Raw genomic sequence first — 21540 nt, 5'->3', positions numbered from 1 at the left:
CCTTGGCTTGTCTTACTCAACTATTCACTTGACAACTACAAACTAAAAATTCCATAATAAGACAGCCAAGGCAGGATTTTTGCATTTGCAAAGGATACCACAACAAAGACTAAGTAAAATAGTATTATTATCTTTGTTAGAAACCACCTCGCATTTGAAACTGAAAATCAACACCACAAAAATTTTAAGGCGTATTGTAATAACCTTTATTTCAATATTGGTTTTTCTTACCCTGTTGATATTAAGCTTAAGGCTTCCTGCCGTTCAAAACTTCATTAAAGACAAGCTTATTGTTTACCTTGAGAAAAAAATCAAAACCAAAGTAAGCCTTGAAAAAGTCTACATCGGATTTCCCAATAGCCTGGTGATGGAAAATCTCTATCTCAAAGGACAGGATGTAGATACCCTTCTTGCGGTGAAGAAACTGGATGTGGGTTTACATATGCTGAAGCTTCTCAATTCTACAGCAGATATTACTTCAGTCAGCATGGAAGGAGCCCGTGCTAACGTCGTACGGAAACCGGATGGCAAATTCAATTTCGACTATATCATTGATGCCTTCGCAACCAGCGACAAAGAAGAAAGTTCTTCCAAACCATTCATTATTTCTCTTGATAAAATCAATTTAAAAAATATTGGGGTAACCTTCAATGACCAACAATCCAGGAATGATATTAAACTATATTTTAAGTCGTTTGATACCAGGGTAAAAACTTTTGATCTTAATAAAAACAATTACGCTGTTAATGATATTAATCTTGACGGATTAAAATTAAGGCTAAAACAGGGGCTTGTAGAAGAAGTTGCCCAAAAGGTTGAAAAAAAAGTAGACTCCCTCAATGAAAAAAAACCAATGAATATTGGATTGAGAGGTATTAAGCTTACTCATTTCGACATTGACTATGGTGATGAAAATACCAAAACATTTGCAAAAGTTATATTCAAAGAACTGAGCACCAAGGTCAATAAACTGGATCTTGAAAACAATGCCTACAACGTAGCGAATGTATTTCTTTCCGGTGCGGACATTAATGCCAACCTTTATCTTCCCACTCAGAATGCCAATCCGAAAAAAACACAGGAACCTGAGGTTTCCAAAGCTTCCGATCAGGATAAAGCCATAAAACTTCTTTTAGGAAAACTTGTTTTGAATGATGTAAAGGCAAATTACAACAATACTGCTATTTCTCCTACCAAACAGGGAATGGACTTCAACCACCTTAATTTTTCAAAAATGAATGTGGAAGTAAGAAGCTTCAAAATGGAGAATAATACTTTTGCAGGCACAGTGAATTCTTCAGAAATCAAAGAAGGAAGAGGACTGGATATTCAGAAATTCAATACAGATTTCGTATATGCAGAAAAGGAGGCTTACCTCAAAGATCTTTACCTTCAAACCCCAAAAACAATATTGCGTGATGAGGTTATTTTAAACTATAACTCCATAGACCAACTAAGCTCAAATCTTGGTGCTGTAAAGATCTCAGCCAACATTAAAGATTCAAAAATAGGATTCTCTGACATTCTGAATCTGGTTCCTACTTTAAGAAATACAGTTCCATTTAATAAATATCCGAACGCTGTTTTAAATGTAAACGCTAATGTAAAAGGAAGCGTGAATGATCTTTTAATTCAGGATCTTAAAGTTTCAGGGCTGGATCAACTGAGGGTAATGGCATCCGGGAAAATTAAAAATGCGATGAATCCTGATCAGTTGTATTACGATCTGAGAATTGGAGAATTTTCTTCCAGTGCCAAAACGATATTCAATCTTGTCCCGAAAAATACAATTCCTTCCAATATTTCCCTTCCTTCCCATTTCAGCATCAAAGGAAATGCAAAAGGAACGACCAAAGTGGTGAATGCAGATCTGAATCTCTACTCCACACTTGGAAATGCGGCCGTAATTGCCCAAGTAGATATGCGCAGGAAAAATCATGAGTTGTATGATGTAAAAGCAAATCTTCAGGGTATACAGGTAGGAAAAATTATTCAGAATAAAGATATTGGTCCTGTCACCGCACAGATTGCAGCGAAAGGTGAGAGTTTTGATTTTAAAAATGCCAATGCAGATCTGAAGGGACATGTTGCTTCTGCGGTGTACAAAGGATACCGTTATCAAAACATGAATCTTACCGGTAAGATCAACAAAGGGGCTTATCATGTTATTCTGGATTCAAAAGATCCGAATGCCAGTTTACAGCTGACCGCTTCCGGAGTGTACGATGAAAAAAATCCTACGGTAAAAGTGAACGGAGAAGTCATCAAACTGGACGTCAATAAACTTGGTTTCTATGAAAAACCAATGATTATTGCCGGAAAAATTGATGGAGATTTCACCAGTTTAGACCCGAATAATCTAAATGGATATTTAAACCTTAAAGATTTCGCGTTCTCAGATACGAAAGAGGTTTATCCCGTACAGGAAGTGAATCTGAAAGCTTCATCCACAACAGATTCAACGCAGATTATTTTCAATTCTCAGATCGCAGATGTAGAACTGAAAGGTAAATATAAACTGACTCAGATTTTTGGTGCTTTAACGAAAACCGTGAATCAGTATTATCAGTTCCAGAAACCGGATAACAAACAGAAAATTGATCCGGGGCAACATTTTACCTTTACAGCCAAAATCAAAAACGATGACCTTATCAGAAAGTTTGTTCCGGATCTGAAAGATTTTGAAACCATCAATCTGGCAGGAAACTATAATGCGGATTCTCAAAAAATTGAAATTGACGGACAGATTCCCCGATTATTGTATGGTGAAAACACCATTGAAAAAGGAACATTGAAAGTCACCAATGAAAATCAGGCATTGCAGTACAGCCTGAATGTTGCCGCTTTGAAAAGTTCAAGCTTTTCTTTAAATAAAATCAATATTGACGGAGATGTAGCAGACAATACGATCCGATACAATGTCACTACAAAAGACGAAAAAGATGCTACCCAGTTCCTGATTGCAGGAAATGCAAAATCATTGAATGATATTACAGAAATTTCTCTGAACCCGAACGGATTAAAGCTCAATTATACAGATTGGAACGTTGCAGAAAACAACAAAATCCAGATCAGCAGCAAAGGAATTCTGGCTGACAATTTCATTTTGTCCAATGTAAACAGTGAAATTGCTGTTCAGTCTGAAAGCACCAGCCCAAGCAGTCCTTTGAACATTTCGTTGAAAGATTTTAAAATTGAAACCATTACAGAACTTATTAAAAAAGATACTGTTCTGGCAAGAGGAACCATTAACGGAACAGCACAGCTTCGTGATGTTACTAAAAATATGACCTTCACTTCAGATCTGAATATTTCAGACTTAATTGTGTATGGAAGTCCTGTCGGAAATCTTGCGGTAAAAGTAAATAATGCTTCACCGAATGTTTTAAATGCAGATATTGCCCTTTCCGGAAATAATAATGATGTAAAAATCCTTGGTGATTATAATACGTCTTCCAGTACTTTCGATCTGAATATGGCGATCAATCAGCTTCAGATGAAAAGTATTCAAGGGTTTTCTATGAATGCCATCACCAATACGGAAGGGTATCTCTCAGGAAATTTAAAGATTACCGGAACTACCGATAAACCTAATATTTTAGGGAAAGTAAAATTCAACGATGCAGGGCTGGAAATAGCCAAAACAGGAAGTGATTTCAGACATCTGAGCGATGAAATAGATTTTACGAGCCGTGGAATTGAGTTTGATAAATTCAAAATCAAAGATAAAGACGGGAATGCCCTTGTTGTAGACGGACAGGTTCTGACACAGACCTACAGAGATTTTGCCTTCAATCTGAATGTCAATGCCAGAGATTTTAAAGTGGTCAATTCAGAAAAATCAAACGATGCGATGATGTATGGTGTTTTGGCCATTGATGCCGGTCTTCATATCCGTGGAAATCTTGACCTTCCTAAAGTAGACGGAAAACTCAATGTGGCAGACAACACGGACTTTACCTTTGTTCTTCCTCAATCTTCTCCATCTTTACAGGAAAGAGACGGTATTGTAGAGTTTATAGATCAGGATCAGGTAGTTTTAAATAAAACGATCAAAACAGATTCTCTCGACTCCAAAAGCCGTATCAAAGGAATGGATGTAAGTGTGAATATTGAAGTCAGCAAAGAAGCCAAACTCTCTATTATTATTGATAAAGTAAATGGTGATTTTGTAAAACTTCAGGGAGAAGCTGAGCTGACAGGTGGAATTGACCCTTCCGGAAAAATGACACTAGTAGGAGTTTATGAAGTGGAAAAAGGAAGCTATGACCTTTCTGTGAGCTTGCTTAAACGTAAATTTGATATTCAGAAAGGCAGCACGATTACATGGACAGGTGAGCCTACTATGGCTCAAATGAATATTACTGCCGTATATAAAACAGAAGCTCCACCTATTGATCTTTTAGAGCAGCAACTCACCGGAAAAGCAACTTCACAGATGAATCAGTATAAACAAAAGATTCCTTTCAATACTTTATTAAAAATGAAAGGAGAACTGCTGAAACCTCAGCTCTCTTTTGACATTACTACTGATGAAAAGAATAATTCTGTTGCTTCAACGGTAACTGAGGATGTTAATGCAAAACTCGCCCAGCTGAGAACTCAGGAATCTGAAATGAATAAACAGGTATTTGCTTTACTTCTTCTGAACCGTTTCATCGGAGAAAATCCATTTGAAAGCGGTGTAGGAATGTCTGCTGAAACCATGGCAAGACAGAGTGTGAGTAAAATTCTTTCTCAACAACTGAACAATCTTGCCTCCGGACTGATTAAAGGAGTAGACCTGAACTTCGGTCTTGATTCTACTGAAGATTATTCCAGCGGGGAGAAAAATACCCGAACCGATCTGAATGTAGATATCAGTAAAAAATTATTGAATGACCGACTGAAAGTAACGGTAGGAAGTAACTTTGGACTGGAAGGGCAGGCCCGTCAGAATGAAAATATGACCAATATTGCAGGTAATGTTTCCGTAGATTACAGTCTTTCCAAAGATGGAAGATATATGCTGCGTGCATACCGTAAGGATGAATATCAGGTTGCTCTTCAGGGGCAGATCATAGAAACCGGAGTTGGGTTCATTATTACATTGGATTATGACAAATTCCGGGAGATTTTCCAGAAATCTAAAGAGAAAAAGCAGAAAAAGAATCAAAATAACCAAGTGGTAGAATTTAAATAATGAGTAATAAGTTCCATATCTATTGTAAGTACCTGTTGGTTTCCGGAATGGCATCCACTGTGGTTTCGTGCAGTAATACAAGGTTTTTAAAAGAAGGCCAGATGCTCTACACCGGAGCCAAAATAAAGATTGAAAATGATACGATTTCTAAAAAAGAAAAAAAAGATCTTCAGTCAGCATTAGAAGCCAATCTTACTCCAAAGCCCAATTCTACATTTTTAGGATTGCGCCCCAAGCTGTATTTTTATAATATCGCCAAAGAGCCTAAAAAAGATAAAGGTTTTAATTACTGGCTTAAATATAAAGTGGGTGAAAAACCTGTCTTATTAGGTGATGTTGACCGTGAATTCAATAAAGACATTATAGTAAATTATTCTGAAAACAAAGGGTATTTCAATGCTAAAGCTTCTTATGATACGGTTTCAAAGAATAAAAAAGCCCAGGTCATTTACACCGTAAGACCGGGTTCAAGATATCTGATTGACGGAGTAAAATTCCAGAAAGATTCTACACTGGTCAATCAGGAAATTCAAAGTCTTACTGGTAAAACTCTTCTTAAAAACGGAAGTCCATTTGACCTGGATGTTATCAAAGCAGAAAGAGAAAGGATTGATAACAGGCTAAAAGAAAGAGGTTTTTATTATTTCCACCCTGATAATATTATTGTACAGGCCGACAGTACGGTGAGCAAAAATCACAAGGTTGAACTTAATGTAAAACTGAAAGACAATACCCCTGATTTAGCAACTCAACAGTTCAGCATTGATAATGTTATTGTATTCCCCAATTACAACATTCAGGATGTAAAAGAAGGAAAATACAGCATTCCAATGAATAAAGATTCTCTTTCCAAATATGCGTTTGATGATATTTACGTCATTGATCCTCAGCATAAATTCAAACCGAAAATTTTTGACAGAGCTTTATATTTCAAAAAAGGAGATCTTTATAACCGTTCCAATCATAATCTTACACTGAACCGTTTGATCAGTCTCGGTATCTTTAAATTTGTGAAAAATGAGTTCGTGGTTTCGGATTCATTAAGTCATAAATTTGATGCCTATTATTTATTAACACCAAGACAAATCCAGTCACTTCGCCTGGAAGCTTTAGGAAGAACCAATTCTGCAAATTATGCAGGTAGTGAACTCAACCTGAACTGGACTCACCGAAATTTTTTCCGGGGAGCAGAACAATTTAAAGCAGCGATCTATGGAGCATTTGATTTCCAGATGGGAGGTGCACAGAATGCTAATAATATTTTCCGTGCAGGAACGAATGTACAACTTTCTATCCCGAGAATTGTAGCACCTTTCCGTTTTCATTCTTCCAGTGAATTTGTTCCCAGAACGAATATCACTTTGGGTTATGAATTCCAGAACAGAACACAATATTATACCCTTAATAATTTCACCGGATCATTCGGATATGTGTGGAAGGAAAATGCAAGGAAAGAACATGATCTGAAGGTAATTGATATTACTCTGGTTTCTCCTGCCAATGTTACTGAAGAATATAAAGTCAAATCCGATGGAAATCCTGCTATGAAAAGAGTTGTAGATAAGCAGCTTATTTTTGGCCCTACTTATTCTTATACTTACACCAATACCATGCTGCCAAGAACCAATACCTTTTACTATAAAGGAACACTTGATCTTGCAGGAAATATTACAGGGTTGGCAACCGGAGCCGATGTAAAAAAAGATAAGGAAAAGAAAATATTCGGTATTCCTTTCAGTCAGTATGTAAAGATTGAAAACGATTTAAGATTCTATCATAAGTTTACTGAAAAGTCTTCATTGGCAACGAGATTTATCGGAGGAATTGCTTATCCATACGGAAATTCAGAATTTATTCCTTTCTCCAAACAGTTTTTCTCAGGAGGTAGTAACAGTATCAGAGCATTCCGTGCAAGAACATTAGGACCGGGAAGTTTTGATCCACGAACAATAGATCCGGGAACTTATTTTGATCAGTCTGGTGATGTGAAGCTGGAATTAAATGCTGAATACCGAGCTAATCTATATAAATTTTTAAATGCTGCCGTTTTTGTAGATGCCGGAAATATCTGGCTGCTTCATGATGATCCTACAAGACCCGGAGCTAAATTTTCAAAAGACTTTTTAAATGAAATTGCGGTGGGAGCCGGAGTGGGTCTGAGACTGGATTTTTCTATCCTGATTTTAAGACTGGATCTGGCCATGCCACTGAGAGTTCCTTATTACGAAAAAGGAGACAGATGGGCCTTCGATAAAATTAATTTCGGAGATTCAAACTGGAGGAAAGATAACCTTGTTTTAAATATTGCCATTGGATATCCTTTTTAATATGATCAAAAATGCTAAATTTTTCTGGGAGGTTCTGAAAGACTCATTTACAGAATGGAACAATTCTACTGCATCAAAAGATTCAGCAAGTCTTGCCTATTATGCCATCTTTTCAATCCCGGGATTATTGATCATTATTATCTGGGTACTTGGAAATTTCTTTGGTGAAGAAGCCATCCGTGGACAAATCAGCACACAGATCAGCGGTATTATGGGCCCTGATGTTGCTAAAAGTATTGAAGGTATGCTGGCAGGGGCTCTAATTGACAAAAAAAATATTTTTATGAAAGCAGTGGGAGTCGGATCATTGGTTTTCGGTTCTACTACGCTTTTTTTTCAACTCCAGCATTCATTAAATTCACTTTGGGAAGTAGAAGCAGCTCCCAAAAAGGCATTGATTAAATTTCTCCTGGATAGAGCCAATTCTCTGGGGATGATTCTTATTATGGGATTTCTTTTGATGATCACCATGGTTTTATCTTCTCTGATCAGTCTTTTCAATCAGATTATTACCCGATATTTTGGTTTTGAAACCTATATGCTGGTAGAGTTTGTGAATTTTGCTGTAGGATTTGGCCTGGTCATGCTTTTATTTGCTTTAATGTTTAAAGTGCTGCCTGATGTTTTGATCAGCTGGAAGCCAGTATGGAAAGGAGCATTTCTGACGACCCTTTTATTTACCCTCGGAAAGTTTTTATTAAGTCTTTATTTTAACCAGGTGAAACCTACTTCAGCCTTTGGTGCTGCCGGAACGGTTATCCTGATTATGATGTGGATTAACTATTCCTGTATGCTGATCTTTTTTGGCGCCGTATTCACCAAAGTTTATACTTACAAAAAAGGATATAAAGCCATTCTTTCCAAGCATGCAAGATGGACTCCAGCTAAGCTATATGCGGATAGTCTGAAGCAGATGAGCAACCAGCAAACTTCAGAAATTTCAGATTCAAAACAATTCTAAAATATTACATGTACATATAATAAAAAAGCCTCCCGAATTTCAGGAGGCTTTATTTTTACATTCTGTTTACTGTTCCGATTCCCAGTAGTTCCAACGATTTTTTGATTGTCTTCGCTGTGATATCTGAAATATTCAAACGGAATTGTTTTACATTTTCATCTTCCTGATTCAGAATTGGGTTATTCTGATAGAAAGAGTTGTAGGCCTTTACCAGATCATAAACATAGTTTGCAACCAAAGCCGGACTTAATGTCTCCGCCGATTTGGCTACTACAGTTTTAAAGTTTGTCAGCTGCATAATCAATTCCTTTTCGGATTGATTCAATTCAATATCAGCTGTTTCTGTTTGTAAAGCACCTGCTTTAGACAATAATGACTGAATACGAGCATAGGTATATTGAATAAACGGTCCTGTATTTCCGTTGAAATCTATACTTTCTGCCGGGTTGAAAAGCATTTTTTTCTTAGGATCTACTTTAAGCATAAAATATTTTAATGCCCCCAACCCTACTGTTTCATAAGATATTTCTTTATCTTCTTCAGAAAGTGTCTCTAATTTTCCTAATTCCTGAGCTTTAGATTTTGCTGTTTCATACATTTCCTGCATCAAATCGTCTGCATCTACTACTGTACCTTCACGGGATTTCATTTTACCTTCAGGCAATTCTACCATCCCGTAAGAAAGGTGGAACAACTGATCAGCCCATTCATATCCTAATTTTTTCAGGATTTTAAATAAAACCTGGAAGTGGTAATCCTGCTCGTTTCCTACGGTATAGATCAGCTTTTGAATATTGTTTTGTTTAAAACGTTCAACTGCTGTTCCAAGGTCCTGCGTCATATAAACTGATGTACCGTCTGAACGTAACAGCAGTTTCTGATCAAGCCCTTCGTCGGTAAGATCACACCAGACAGAACCGTCTTCTTTCTGATACAGAACACCTTTATCCAATCCAGCCTGAATAAGATCTTTTCCTAAAATATAAGTATTACTTTCATATTGAACCTGATCAAAATCAACACCCAGTCTTTTATAAGTTTCATTGAATCCTTTGTAAACCCATGAATTCATCTCTTCCCAAAGTGCTCTTACCGTTGCATCGCCATTTTCCCAATCCAGAAGCATTTTCTGTGCTTCTTTCATCACCAGAGCATCTTTTTTAGCCTGCTCCTCTCCTATACCCTGTTCTACAAGCTCTGCAATTTCCTTTTTATAGTTTTTGTCAAATTCTACGTAATAGTTTCCAACAAATTTATCTCCTTTGGTATTGGTTGTTTCAGGAGTTTCTCCGTTTCCGAATTTCTCCCAAGCCAGCATAGATTTGCAGATATGAATTCCTCTGTCATTGATGATCTGAGTTTTGATTACGTCATACCCGGCTTCTTTTAAAATCTGAGCTACAGAGAATCCTAACAGGTTATTTCTGATGTGTCCCAAGTGCAAAGGTTTATTCGTATTCGGTGAAGAATATTCTACCATTACTGTGGCATTTTTCTTTTCTATAACAGAAAAATTTTTGCTTACAGATCTGAAGTTATCTACAAACAGTTGGTTTTTAACCTTAACATTAAGGAACCCTTTTACAACATTAAAGCTTTCGAAAATTTCCGTCTGCTCTGTCAACGCCTCACCTAATTCAACCCCGATACTTTCGGGATTCTTTTTCAACTGTTTCACCAACGGAAAAGTAACAATCGTAAAATCACCCTCAAATTCCGTTTTATTTTCCTGAACTTCCAGCTTGATGTCTTTTAACTGATAGACATTTAAAATAACTTCTGAAAGTTTTTCTTCTATAATATCTTTAATATTCATGTTTCTAAATTCTCTTTTAATGCTTATCGCTGAAACATCCTTACAGTATATTTCCGCCTAAAATCTGAGCTACAAATATACGGAAATAAAAAAACCGCCCGAAGGCGGTTTTATAGGTAAATGAGATATTTATTCTTTTCTGAAAACAAGGACAGCCTCGTCATTCCCTGGTGTATTATCCAAGTTTTTGCTGTTGTCATTAATTCTGAGTTCAGTAGTAGAATAGGAATCTATTTCCTTTTTCAATGTTTTGGAAACTCCAGCTTCTGTATAGGTAAGAGTTAATGTCTGATACATTTTATCAAAGGTCCATTTTCCTCCAAAGGAATCAAACAAATTACAATTTCCGGAAGAAGAAGAAACATCATATCTTTCATAAGATCCTGAGAAATCCTGATTTATAAATATGAATCCTTTCTTTTCGCAATCAGTCAGCATTATATCTTTACCTTTAAATTCATACTTATATGGTTTCCAGCTTCCATTAATACTTACATCTTCATTTACAACTGCACGATCATCATCATTGGAACACGATGCAATACTCATTAAAAGAAGAATTCCTATAAAAAATCTCATATCAAAGTTTTTATATTCTTCAAGCCATAAACTGGCCTGAAGAATTATTATTATTTAAATTAAAATTTATCCCAAAATAGTTTTGTTGATACTTTATCACCTCCAATTTTTGAAGCGGCAGCATTTACATTCTTAGCATTAAGAAGGTATTCCTGGTCAGAATATTTCATTCTTACTGGTACTGATTCTACTACAGAACCTCCTGGATTTTGAAATACAGGGAAGTCTAATCTTCTTGCAAAATTCCATGCCTGGAATCCTTTATTGAACATCGCTATCCATGCCTGCTCTCCAACAGATTTTTTCCAATTGGCAGCGTTATATGGGTTTGCTGCAATAAATGCATTTGCTGTAGGAGCATCTATACCGTACTCAGTCATTGATGCGGTAATAGCAGCTGTATATAAATTAGCAGCAGTATCTCCAACACTAAAGCCTCTTGCAGCTGCTTCAGTTCTTAAGAATTGAATTTCAGAATAATCTAATAAGAAGCCTTGTGCATTTTCACCTGAAATAACGTTTGTAAAGTGAGAGTAATCATTGAAAACATTCTGATCACCATATACTCCACCAACATAAGCACCAGCAACCTTTGTAAACCATGTTGCTCTTCTCGGGTCAGATGTAGTATTCATGAAATCTACAAGGACATCAGACGGAACAAAGTCATTTCTACCAGATTGAATTACGTCCTGATAAACAGGGTTTGACAATAATCCTGATGGGAAAGTCTGCAATCCGAAATTATCTGCTTTGTCAGTTAATAATCCAGCGGTGTAAGCAGCTTCTGCATACGTTTTAGCCAAAGCCGGATCAGAATCTGCTAAAGTTACTGCCATTCTGAACTTCAATGAATTACCCATTTTTTTCCATTTGTTCATGTCTCCTTTGTAGATCAAATCATTAGCGTATCCACTACCAGAAGTATTAATCATGGCAATAGCAGCATCAATTCTCTTAATAAGATCCAGATATACTGTTTTAGCATCATCATAAGGAATTTCTGCACTTCCCGGATTTTCAGCTGTAGCTTTTAATGCTCCAAAATAAGGAATATCTCCGTAGGTGTCCACTAAATTAGCCCATGCATACACATTTACCAATTCAATCATGGCAATATTATTGTTTTTGGTAACAGCATCTACGCCTTCACTCTCAAGAAATCTTCTTGCATCTCTTAATGCAGATAATACTCCTGGAGAGTTAATTGTAGCTGATGCAGATGCCATCATACGGTTATAATGATTCCTTGGAATTGGTCTCGTCACCATATCATAGTTCGTCTCATCAGTATAAGTAGTTTCTGACCACTGCTGTGTAAAAAACCTGGTAATATTACGGTTTACATTGGCAGACAATAGCTGGTCAAGAAGTGCATGCTCTGCACTGGCAAAAAGAACGCCTGATGGAACTTCAGTTGGGTGTTTAGGATCTTCATTCAGTGAAGTGACATCTCTTTCACACGATGTAAATGTTAACGCTAATGAAGTTAAACCTATAATTAAAAATAATTTTTTCATTTTCTAGAATTTTAAAGTTATATCAATCCCAATATCACGGGTAGTAGGTAGTACTCCGATAGAATTACCTTTAGCTCCTAAACCATTCCCAGTACCCGCTTCCGGATCTGCATACGGTAAGTTTTTGTGGATAATCCAAAGGTTTCTACCTACAATTGAAATTTTTGCATCACGAATAGCAGTATTAGCCAGAACAGATTTAGGAAGGTTATATCCTATACTTGCTTCTCTCAGTTTTACGTAAGATGCGTCATATACAAATCTTTTATTTGGCATTCTTCTATATCCGTCAACGTTACCAAAAGATCCAGGATTGATCGCAGGGGTTGTATTTACATTTCCATTTGGATTAACTCCCGGATGCACAAATCCTCCTTCTCTGTAGTCAGCAGTTTCTGCGTAAAGACCAGTTGCCAATCCGTAATACATATCGGTAGAGAATACATCCCCACCTTTTTTCACATCAATAAGGAAACTTACGGTAAAATCTTTATAACGGAAGCTGTTTCTGATACCACCTACCCAATCTGGTGTGATATTACCAATAACCTGATTATTATTTCTCAGATAGCGACCTGTTGCTGGATCAATTACTTTATCTCCGTTAGCATTATATACATAATCAGATCCTACCAAAGCTCCAAAAGCTTCCCCAACACGTGCGTTAAGAGATACTCCTCCCTGGTAACTTGCCATCAGGTAATTCTGAGAATCGCCATTCAATGAAATAACTTTATTTTCATTTTTAGACCAGTTCACATTAACATCCCAAGTAAAATTATCTGTTTTAAATGGTGTACCATTTAACTGTACTTCGACCCCTTTATTATCAATCTGCCCTGCGTTTACAAGGAATGTTCTATATCCTGTTGCAGAAGAAACTGGTAAGTTGATAATCTGGTTAATGGTTCTGGTTTTATAGATTGCAACATCAAAGCCTAATCTGTTTTTGAAGAATTGGGCTTCCATACCAAATTCCGTTTCTTTAGATCTCTGAGGCTTTAAATTTGGATTAGCAAGGAAAAAAGGTTGATCAAATAATCCTTCTCCTCTAGCTTTAAATGTATTTACTAATCTGTAATTATCTGTTGAAGAACCTACTTCTGCATAGTTACCCCTCACTTTCCAGAAGCTTAACCATGGCTGCTTAACAAATTCAGATAAAATAATAGCTCCTGTTACAGAATAATAATCATAATTATTGTTCTCTTTTGGCAAGTTAGAAGACTTATCAATTCTATAAGTACCATCAACAAATAAGAAATTTTTATACGCAAAAGAAGCTGTAGCATATAAACTGGAAGTAAGCTTTTTTGCATAGTTTTCATCAGGCGGAAGTATTGTTCTTACTGAGTTGGAAATAGCAAACAGCCCAGGCTTGGATAAGCCTCCTTCTGTGCTCATAAAAATATTGTCAACAAGATTTCTTCTAACATTCCCTCCTACAATACCACTTACGTTCAAATCAGGAGTAATATCAAATTTATAGTTAGCAAATACATCGAAGTTAAGCTCCGAATTTTTCACATTGGTTCTTGCATATCCTGAACTTACATTAAGCCCAGATGCACCAAACGCCTGAGGAAGCGATCCATTCATTAATCTCTCTTCTACAACCATCTGTAAATCATCATAAGATAGTTTTCCTGTGATTCCAAAATTTTTGGAAACATCATATTTCAACTGAGCATAACTGAATATTCTGGTTCTGTCATCAGACTGATAATTCTGATATCTCTGGAAATATGGATTGTTCCAATATTGAGGAGTTCCATCAGCCGCTGTAGATCTGTTCCAGGAAAAGTTACTATTTCCATTGTTAGCATAAGCATCTCTTAATGCCAACACATCTACGTTGGTCTGCCACCACTGTCTGAAACCAGAAACAATATTATCTGAATAGCCCGTTTCATTACGACCTTTTGTGTCTTGTAAAGTTAAAGTTGTGAAAACAGAGGCATGTAGTTTATCTGTGAAATCATGATTGAATTTCGCTGAAATTGTATTTTTTCTCAGCTCTGAATTAGGCATTAGACCATTGGAAAGCATATTGGAATATGATAAGGAAAGGTTTGAAGTCTTATTTCCTTTTTCAATGGTGATTGTATTAATGTATGTGACTGGTGTTTCAAAGAATTTAATAGGTCCGTTTTTCGCGGCAACCCAAGGTGTGGCTTTTCCATAGTTTGGAGAAGAAGGATCAAATGAATCCCATTGGTAAACCAATTGATTAGGATTAAATGCCGGTCCATAAGAGGCATCATCTACAAAGTTCGCATAGTTATACCCCCCAGGACCAGGAGCCTCATTCCAGGATTGCCCTCCATATCCTGCACCATATTTTGTTTGGTATGTAGGGAAAGTAGATTTATCAATAAATCCGGCGGTAATTCCTGAGTTTAAAGTAACTCCCCAGCTTCCGTCGTTATTTCCTCTTCCGCTTTTAGTTACAATCAGGATTACTCCGTCACTTCCTCTTTCACCATACAAAGCAGATGCAGCAGCACCTTTCAATACGTTTACAGATTCTATATCTTCCTGATTGATGTCTGAAAGAAAGTTACCATAATCGAATGTAGACCCGGTTACAGTACTATTATTAACTGGTGAGCCATCGATTACAATAAGAGGTCCACCACCACCTAAGGATTTATATCCTCTGATCAAAAGGTTTGCAGATCCGCCAAAGTTGTTGTTTGTATTTACCTGTAGTCCGGCCACTTTTCCTGAAAGAAGAGATGCTACGTTACCGGTATTGGTTGTCCCACCGGTTAACTCTGCTGCTTTTACTTCTTCAGAAGCATAACCAAGAGATTTTTTCTCTCTTTTAATCCCGAGCGCGGTTACAACCACCCCCTCAATTTCTTTTGTTTTAATAGTATCATTCTTTTGCTGGGCGTTAGCAACAGCTATGGAAGATGACAGTACTAAAACAAGAAGACTTGCTGTTAGTTTCTTCATATCAAATTAATTTTTGTGACATTACAAATTTGTAAAACTTTCTTAATACCACAAAGCAAAATTTAAAAAAATTACAATCTATTCAATATTTTAGAAAAAAAACAACAAATAAAGTATTAAAATTAGTTAAAAACAAAATATTTAACAAAAACAAATTACTTAATTGTTAATTTCATTTAAGAAATAATAACAATCATTTAAATTGATAATATCTATATTAAATTACAACCAAGAGCAATTAAACAATTTGAATGTCAACAACTTGAAAACCACAACAAGATAAAATACACAAATATTCAGCACAGATATTATGCTAGACATATTTTTAAATTTAAAGAAACATTACATCTTAAAACAAAAAAAACCGCCCGAAGGCGGTAAAATATATTGAAATTTGAAATTAAAAATTAATTTCTTGCCCAGAAAGGAGTGTATTGATTTTTACTAAATACATCTGCATTACTGATAGAAGGTACATTACTAGCATTCCCAATATATTCAGAAAGAGGGTAAATCAATCTGTTTGGTTTTGGATTCGACGCTATTGTAGCTAATGGTGTAACAGGGAAGCCCGTTCTCGTATAATCAAAGAAAGACTGTTCTGGGTTAACACCTGTTAAAGCAATCCATTTCTGAGTCATAATTGCTTCTAATTTATTTGTATCAGTTCCTGTCCAACCAAGTCCAGGTTTTGATCCAATTGCAGCAAGATAAATTGTAAGTAAATCTTCTTCAGGCTTAGTTGCAACAGGCACACCAAAGAATCCAAATGAAGCTTTAATACCATTTGCAAAGTGTATATCAGCAGCTGTAAATAATCCAGGGTATTTCAACGCAGCCTCTGCTTGTAAAAATTCTGATTCCGCCTTCGTCATAATGCAGCCTGATTTTGACGATGCTTTAGCAACATAATCCTGTGTATCTATAGCACCGGTTGGCAATGTTTTAGGAGAATCCTTACCAATTGTAATACCATAACTAAATCTAGAAATGGCAGCAGGTACTCCCGGCTGACCCGGTAAATTACCCTGTCTGATACCAGAAACTTTTCCTCCTACAAGACCAAACATTCTTGCACTTCTGCCATCTACAATTCCATTAAACTTTTGATATACTGGCCTAGCATCTCCTCCTGAATTACCGTTTAAAACGATTGCCATATGCTCAGAAGCTACATTAATAGAATAGTTTGCTGCTCTAGTTCCAGAACTAAGATATACAAAAAAATTAGTAAATGGATTTTGCTGCGCATCATTTGCAGCAGAATATCCAGGATTTTCCAGAACATCTTCATCAATAAAGTCTGCTCCACTAAGTTTTGCTAATTGCTGGTCTCTATAAGCAGCCATATCTCCTGTTACATTGGACATTCTTAAAAGATATCTTAATTTCAATGTATTACCAAAGGCTATCCATTTATTAGTATCTCCTCTAAAAACAATATCACTACTTGGAGTATTTCCCACACCTGATTCTAATGACTTAATAGCATCATCTATATCTGCAATAGATGCTTTATAGATGTTTTCACCTTTATCATATTTAGGAGTCAAATTATCTTGCCCTTTAAAAGCTTCAGAGTAAGGCATATCACCGTACAAATCAGTTAAGATCTGGATATAGTTTGCTTTCATAATTTTAGCCATAGCCTTATGTTGAGCATACTGATTACCAGGATCATTAAACGTAATGATTTTTTCAAAATTAGCTGTAGCTTTAAATAAATTATCCCAAACATCATTATAAAATGTATTGGAAACATTCGGCTTATAATCATCAATAAATGGAGCACCATATACCAATGAATTCCCTGCAGTTGAGTTCATTACTACACTAGCAAACCTATTCAATGTTTGGGATTGCTTTGCATATGCTGATGTAATTCCAACAGGAAGCAATTCATTAGGGGTAACCTTATCAATTGAAATATTATTAGGATCCTCATTAATGTCAAGGTATTTATCACATGACACTGAAGCAAACAACATTGTTAGAGATAAAACCGCTGTCGTTAATTTTATATTTTTCATAATTTTTTTAAATTTTAGAATGTCGCTTTTAAGTTAATTCCAAAAGATCTCTGAGAAGGATATTGCTCAGCAAGAGCAATCCCAGCACCGTTACCACTTGTATAAGAAGTTTCAGGATCTGCATAATTTCTGTTTTCCTTTGAATACACAAAGAATGGATTTCTAGCAAATAGACCTACAGTAATACCATTTACAAAAGTTGATGATAATACTGATTTTGGAACATCATAAGATAAAGCAATTTCTCTTACTTTAAATGCAGTAGCATCTAGTACCATCGGCTCACCTAATCTCTGTAAAGATTGCGAACTGAAATAACCAGCCACACCATCATAATCTGCTGTTCCTCCTACAGGGGTACTATTCTGAACATATTGTCCGTTCACCATTTGAACTGAGTTAGGAATTACATATCCTTGGCTTCTGTCAAATCCGGCAGTTTCTTCACTAGCCCCAGCAAACGTCAAGATACTTTTACTAAGTGAAGCAAATTTACCTCCCTTACGATAATCCATTGTAGCAGAAAGTGTAAAGCCTTTAAATTTAAGAGATGTATTGAATCCAAGCGTATAATCCGGAGTTACTCTTCCCATACTGCTTAATGTAGTATTTTGCAAAGGAACACCATCAGCTCCTACAATAATTCTTCCTTGATCATCTCTTTGGAAAGTTGTTGCCTTGATCACCTGTAGATCTGATCCTTTAACAGCAAACACCCCAATACCAACAGTAGTAAACGGTACAGCAAGAGCTACCTCATCCAAACCGTTTGGCAAATCAATTACTGTAGATCTCGATTTAGCAAAAGATGCTCTTAAATTCCAAGTAAAGTTTTGAGATTTAAATGGTGTAATTCCCAAATCAATTTCAAACCCTCTCATTCTGGTTTTACCGAAATTATCTTTCAGGTTGCTTAGTCCCGAAGCATTTGAAACATTCGCATTAGTAATCAAATCTTTAGTATCAGACTGATAGATAGACCCTTCTAATGTAATACGGTCATTTAGGAAGCCTAACTGAACATTTAAGTCATAGGTAGAAATAAATTCAGGCTTAATCGTTCTATTAGTTTGTGTAGCATCCACTCCGTACCCAGGAAGGTTAGGGAAAGGATAACCAGAAGGAGCTATACCTACGTTAGACGTTTCATAAGGTAAAATAGCGGATGTGTTCCCAACCTTGGTATATCCTGGAGCAATTTTAATATAATTGATGATATCATTACCCTTCAAAGCTTCAAAAGCTTTTGTAGGAATAAATGAAAGACCTACAGAGTAATAAGGGTAAGTTTTATTATGAAGCTGACCGTTATAATAAGTAGATAACACAGAACTTTGCTCAATTCTAACAGTAGAGTTCAAAAATAGGTAATCCTTATAAGATAAGTCTAAGTTAGCAAATCCAGCAATAGTTCTTTGTCTTGTTGTTGTATTCTCAAAAAGAATATTATCTAATGCAGATGCCCCTGTTGAATTTCCTGGCTGAATAAGGTTAGTAACGTTTCTGATATCGTACCATCCCGGAACTACCAAATTGGTACCTCCCATTGATCTGGCAGTTCTATAGCTATCCTGAATGTTATTACCAATGTTTAACTTCAAATTAATATCATCATTAAGATCATAATTAAAGTTTAACATTAAATCCCCATAGTAACTTCTTGTACTTACAGTACGATTGATGTAGTATGAATCAAAATTAGAGCTACCAGTATAATCTTGTAACGTTCCATCATCTAAAACAAGTCCACTTCCTGTGTAAACCTGAGTAGCTTTGAAACCATCATCATGATTATCAGATCTGGAATTATTTAAATATAAGTTTCCTGTATATGTTAAATTGATATTTTTATTAAAATCATATTGTAAAGATAAAATTCCGGATAGATAATCATTAACCGTATTTTGTCTTGTATGTTCAAGCTGATAATATGGATTCTTCGTAAAAGCAGAAAGCCCTCCTTGAACACCAGAATTTCTATATTTTCTAATATCATTCATTGAAGGCATTTGAAGGATATCACTATATAAATCAGAGCTAGATTGATTAGTAATCTTGCTAATATAATTGATGGTTCCGTCAATTCTTAACTTATCTAGTTTTTTTCCAGCTTTTACTAAGAAGCTATTCTGTCTTAATTGATCACCTTCAACAACAAAGTCATTCTCTAATCTGTTAATGGATAACATAGCATAAGAATCACTTCCACCAGAGTTTACAGTAAGTCCGTTTTGAAAAATCACACCATTTTTGAAAAATTTAGAGAAATGATTATCTATAGGAGCATATTTTTCATAAATAAATCTATTATCTCCTTGTGGTAACCCTGATGCAACCATTTGCCCTCCAATGTTTGGATCGTTATAAGCAGGCCCCCATGACATGTTTTCAAAAGGAACATAAGTTGTTCCATTATAGTCAACATCTCCACCACTAAACGCAGGCTCATGAGGATACCCTTTACCATACTGTTTTTGTATAATAGGGAATTTAAATGCTTGCGTCATTTGAATTGAAGAAGTAAGAGTAAATTGCATTTTCTCACCTTTCGCACCCTTTTTAGTCGTTACAATAATAACTCCATTTACCCCCTGTTGTCCATAAAGTGCAGCACCTTGAAGACCTTTAATTACGTTTACGTTTTCAATAACTTCAGGTGGTAACTGAGCTAAAACAGATGCAGAAGAAATAACATTATCAATTACAACTAGAGCTTCATTTCCTCCTGAGATTGATTTATTTCCTCTGATTACAATTCTACTTGATGCACCTACACTATTATCAGTTTGTGTAATCTGCAACCCAGACACCTTACCCGTCAAAGCCTGAACAGCATTTGGAGCAGAAGCTTGATTCAATTCCTTAGTACCTACTACTTGCTGTGCATTGGTAACGGCATCAGCCTTTTTCTTAATACCTAAGGCACCAGTAACTACAACTTCTTCAATAGTCTTTGTTTTTATTGTATCCGCCTCTCTTTGTTGAGCGTTCACAATAAAAAAAGATGAAGAAAGTGCTACAATAAGTACACTAGTTGTTAATTTCTTCATGTTAATTCAATTATTTTTTACAGGCTACAAATTTGTAAAACTTTCTTAAAAACACAAAACAATTTCTTAAAAAAATATAAAAATTTTAATTATTACCAATAAATACAATAAATAAAATACTAATTTTTGTTAAAAAAATATTTTTTAACAAAAATTTACAACAAAACCAATCAATAATTTCACAACACTTCAATATTACTTATTTAATATTTTTTTATAAAAAATAACAACAAAAAATCAACAAAATAACTAAAAAAACAAATATTTAATTAACAAAATAAAACAAACAATCCAAAAACCTCAAAAAACACACCGAAACCTTAAATTCTTTTTCCATCACAAAATGGAGAAAAAAGCACAAATTCAAAAAACAATAATAATATTATCAATAAAAATTATTCTAAAACAATAATTTCATAATCTGTTTAGGCCATGAAAAATCATGAATCATATAATTAATATATTACTTTTTCATAATTTTACATTCATTTTTAAATAAAATATGGAGCTAATAAAAAACTGGTCGAACCTTTATATCGAAGCTGGATGTGATGAAGTGGGAAGAGGATGCTTAAGCGGTCCGGTAGTGGCAGCGGCGGTAATACTGGATGATGATTTCAAACAAAACCTGGTGAATGATTCAAAAAAATTAACGTTCAAAACCCGAATGGACCTTGATAGTTATATTAAAGACAATGTGAAAGATTACGCCATATCAGAACTTCCTCCTTCATTTATTGATGAGCATAATATTCTTAATGCAAGCATTCACGCCATGCATCGGGCATTGGATAAACTTACCGTAATTCCAGAGCTTATTCTGGTAGATGGAAACAAATTTCATCCTTATAATTACATTCCACATCAATGTATTATTAAAGGAGATTCTAAGGTTTTGTCTATTGCTGCAGCATCAATTCTTGCCAAAAATTACAGAGATAAATTAATGATCCAGCTTCATGAAGAACATCCAGAATACGGCTGGGACACTAATTTTGGCTATGCTACAAAAAAACACCAGGAAGCCCTTATAAAGTATGGTCCAACATCATATCACAGACAATCTTTCAGACTGAAATATGATTGAAATAACTCATTCTCAATTATTAAATTC

Annotated in this window: 10 protein-coding genes; 4 read left to right on the top strand and 6 right to left on the bottom strand. The window is 35.5% G+C overall.

The window, feature by feature from the left end; translation table 11 throughout:
* Positions 1 to 154 precede the first annotated feature (154 nt).
* The 3 genes from ACPF63_RS00970 to ACPF63_RS00960 are packed head-to-tail and all read left to right on the top strand — an operon-like array spanning position 155 to position 8470.
* Positions 155 to 5182 (top strand): translocation/assembly module TamB domain-containing protein, encoded by a 5028-nt coding sequence (locus ACPF63_RS00970; protein ID WP_426481681.1) that lies wholly within the window; start codon positions 155 to 157, stop codon positions 5180 to 5182.
* The gene (locus ACPF63_RS00965; protein ID WP_426481680.1) at positions 5182 to 7509 is read left to right on the top strand and encodes a BamA/TamA family outer membrane protein; all 2328 of its coding nucleotides are present in this window, start codon (positions 5182 to 5184) and stop codon (positions 7507 to 7509) included. The genes ACPF63_RS00970 and ACPF63_RS00965 overlap by 1 nt, the downstream gene beginning before the upstream one ends.
* Position 7510: 1 nt before the next feature.
* A complete protein-coding gene (locus ACPF63_RS00960; RefSeq protein WP_077418975.1) occupies positions 7511 to 8470 on the top strand; it encodes a YihY/virulence factor BrkB family protein in 960 nt (319 codons plus the stop codon).
* A 55-nt stretch (positions 8471 to 8525) separates the two neighbouring features.
* Here the strand turns inward: ACPF63_RS00960 and argS are convergent, their stop codons facing one another.
* The 6 genes from argS to ACPF63_RS00930 all read right to left on the bottom strand — a co-directional run bounded on the left by argS (position 8526) and on the right by ACPF63_RS00930 (position 20426).
* Positions 8526 to 10286: an arginine--tRNA ligase gene (gene argS / locus ACPF63_RS00955; protein WP_426481679.1), complete on the bottom strand. Its 1761-nt coding sequence runs from the start codon at positions 10284 to 10286 to the stop codon at positions 8526 to 8528.
* A gap of 129 nt (positions 10287 to 10415) precedes the next feature.
* Positions 10416 to 10865: a lipocalin family protein gene (locus tag ACPF63_RS00950; protein WP_426481678.1), complete on the bottom strand. Its 450-nt coding sequence runs from the start codon at positions 10863 to 10865 to the stop codon at positions 10416 to 10418.
* A 59-nt stretch (positions 10866 to 10924) separates the two neighbouring features.
* Entirely contained in the window at positions 10925 to 12385 is a 1461-nt protein-coding gene (locus tag ACPF63_RS00945; protein ID WP_426481677.1) for a SusD/RagB family nutrient-binding outer membrane lipoprotein, read from the bottom strand.
* Positions 12386 to 12388: 3 nt separating this feature from the next.
* A complete protein-coding gene (locus ACPF63_RS00940; protein ID WP_426481676.1) occupies positions 12389 to 15346 on the bottom strand; it encodes a SusC/RagA family TonB-linked outer membrane protein in 2958 nt (985 codons plus the stop codon).
* Positions 15347 to 15753: 407 nt separating this feature from the next.
* The gene (locus ACPF63_RS00935; RefSeq protein WP_426481675.1) at positions 15754 to 17376 is read right to left on the bottom strand and encodes a SusD/RagB family nutrient-binding outer membrane lipoprotein; all 1623 of its coding nucleotides are present in this window, start codon (positions 17374 to 17376) and stop codon (positions 15754 to 15756) included.
* Between the two features lie 14 nt (positions 17377 to 17390).
* Complete coding sequence (locus tag ACPF63_RS00930) at positions 17391 to 20426, bottom strand: SusC/RagA family TonB-linked outer membrane protein (protein ID WP_426481674.1); 3036 nt, start codon at positions 20424 to 20426, stop codon at positions 17391 to 17393.
* Positions 20427 to 20928: 502 nt separating this feature from the next.
* Between ACPF63_RS00930 and ACPF63_RS00925 the strand changes: the two genes are divergently transcribed.
* A complete protein-coding gene (locus ACPF63_RS00925) occupies positions 20929 to 21513 on the top strand; it encodes a ribonuclease HII (RefSeq protein ID WP_077418968.1) in 585 nt (194 codons plus the stop codon).
* Positions 21514 to 21540 lie beyond the last annotated feature (27 nt).

The sequence above is a fragment of the Chryseobacterium sp. R2ACT005 genome (assembly GCF_049949215.1).
GTDB lineage: Bacteria > Bacteroidota > Bacteroidia > Flavobacteriales > Weeksellaceae > Chryseobacterium.
The sequence above is the reverse complement of the archived record's forward strand: the minus strand, read 5'-3'. Positions and strand labels throughout refer to the sequence as shown.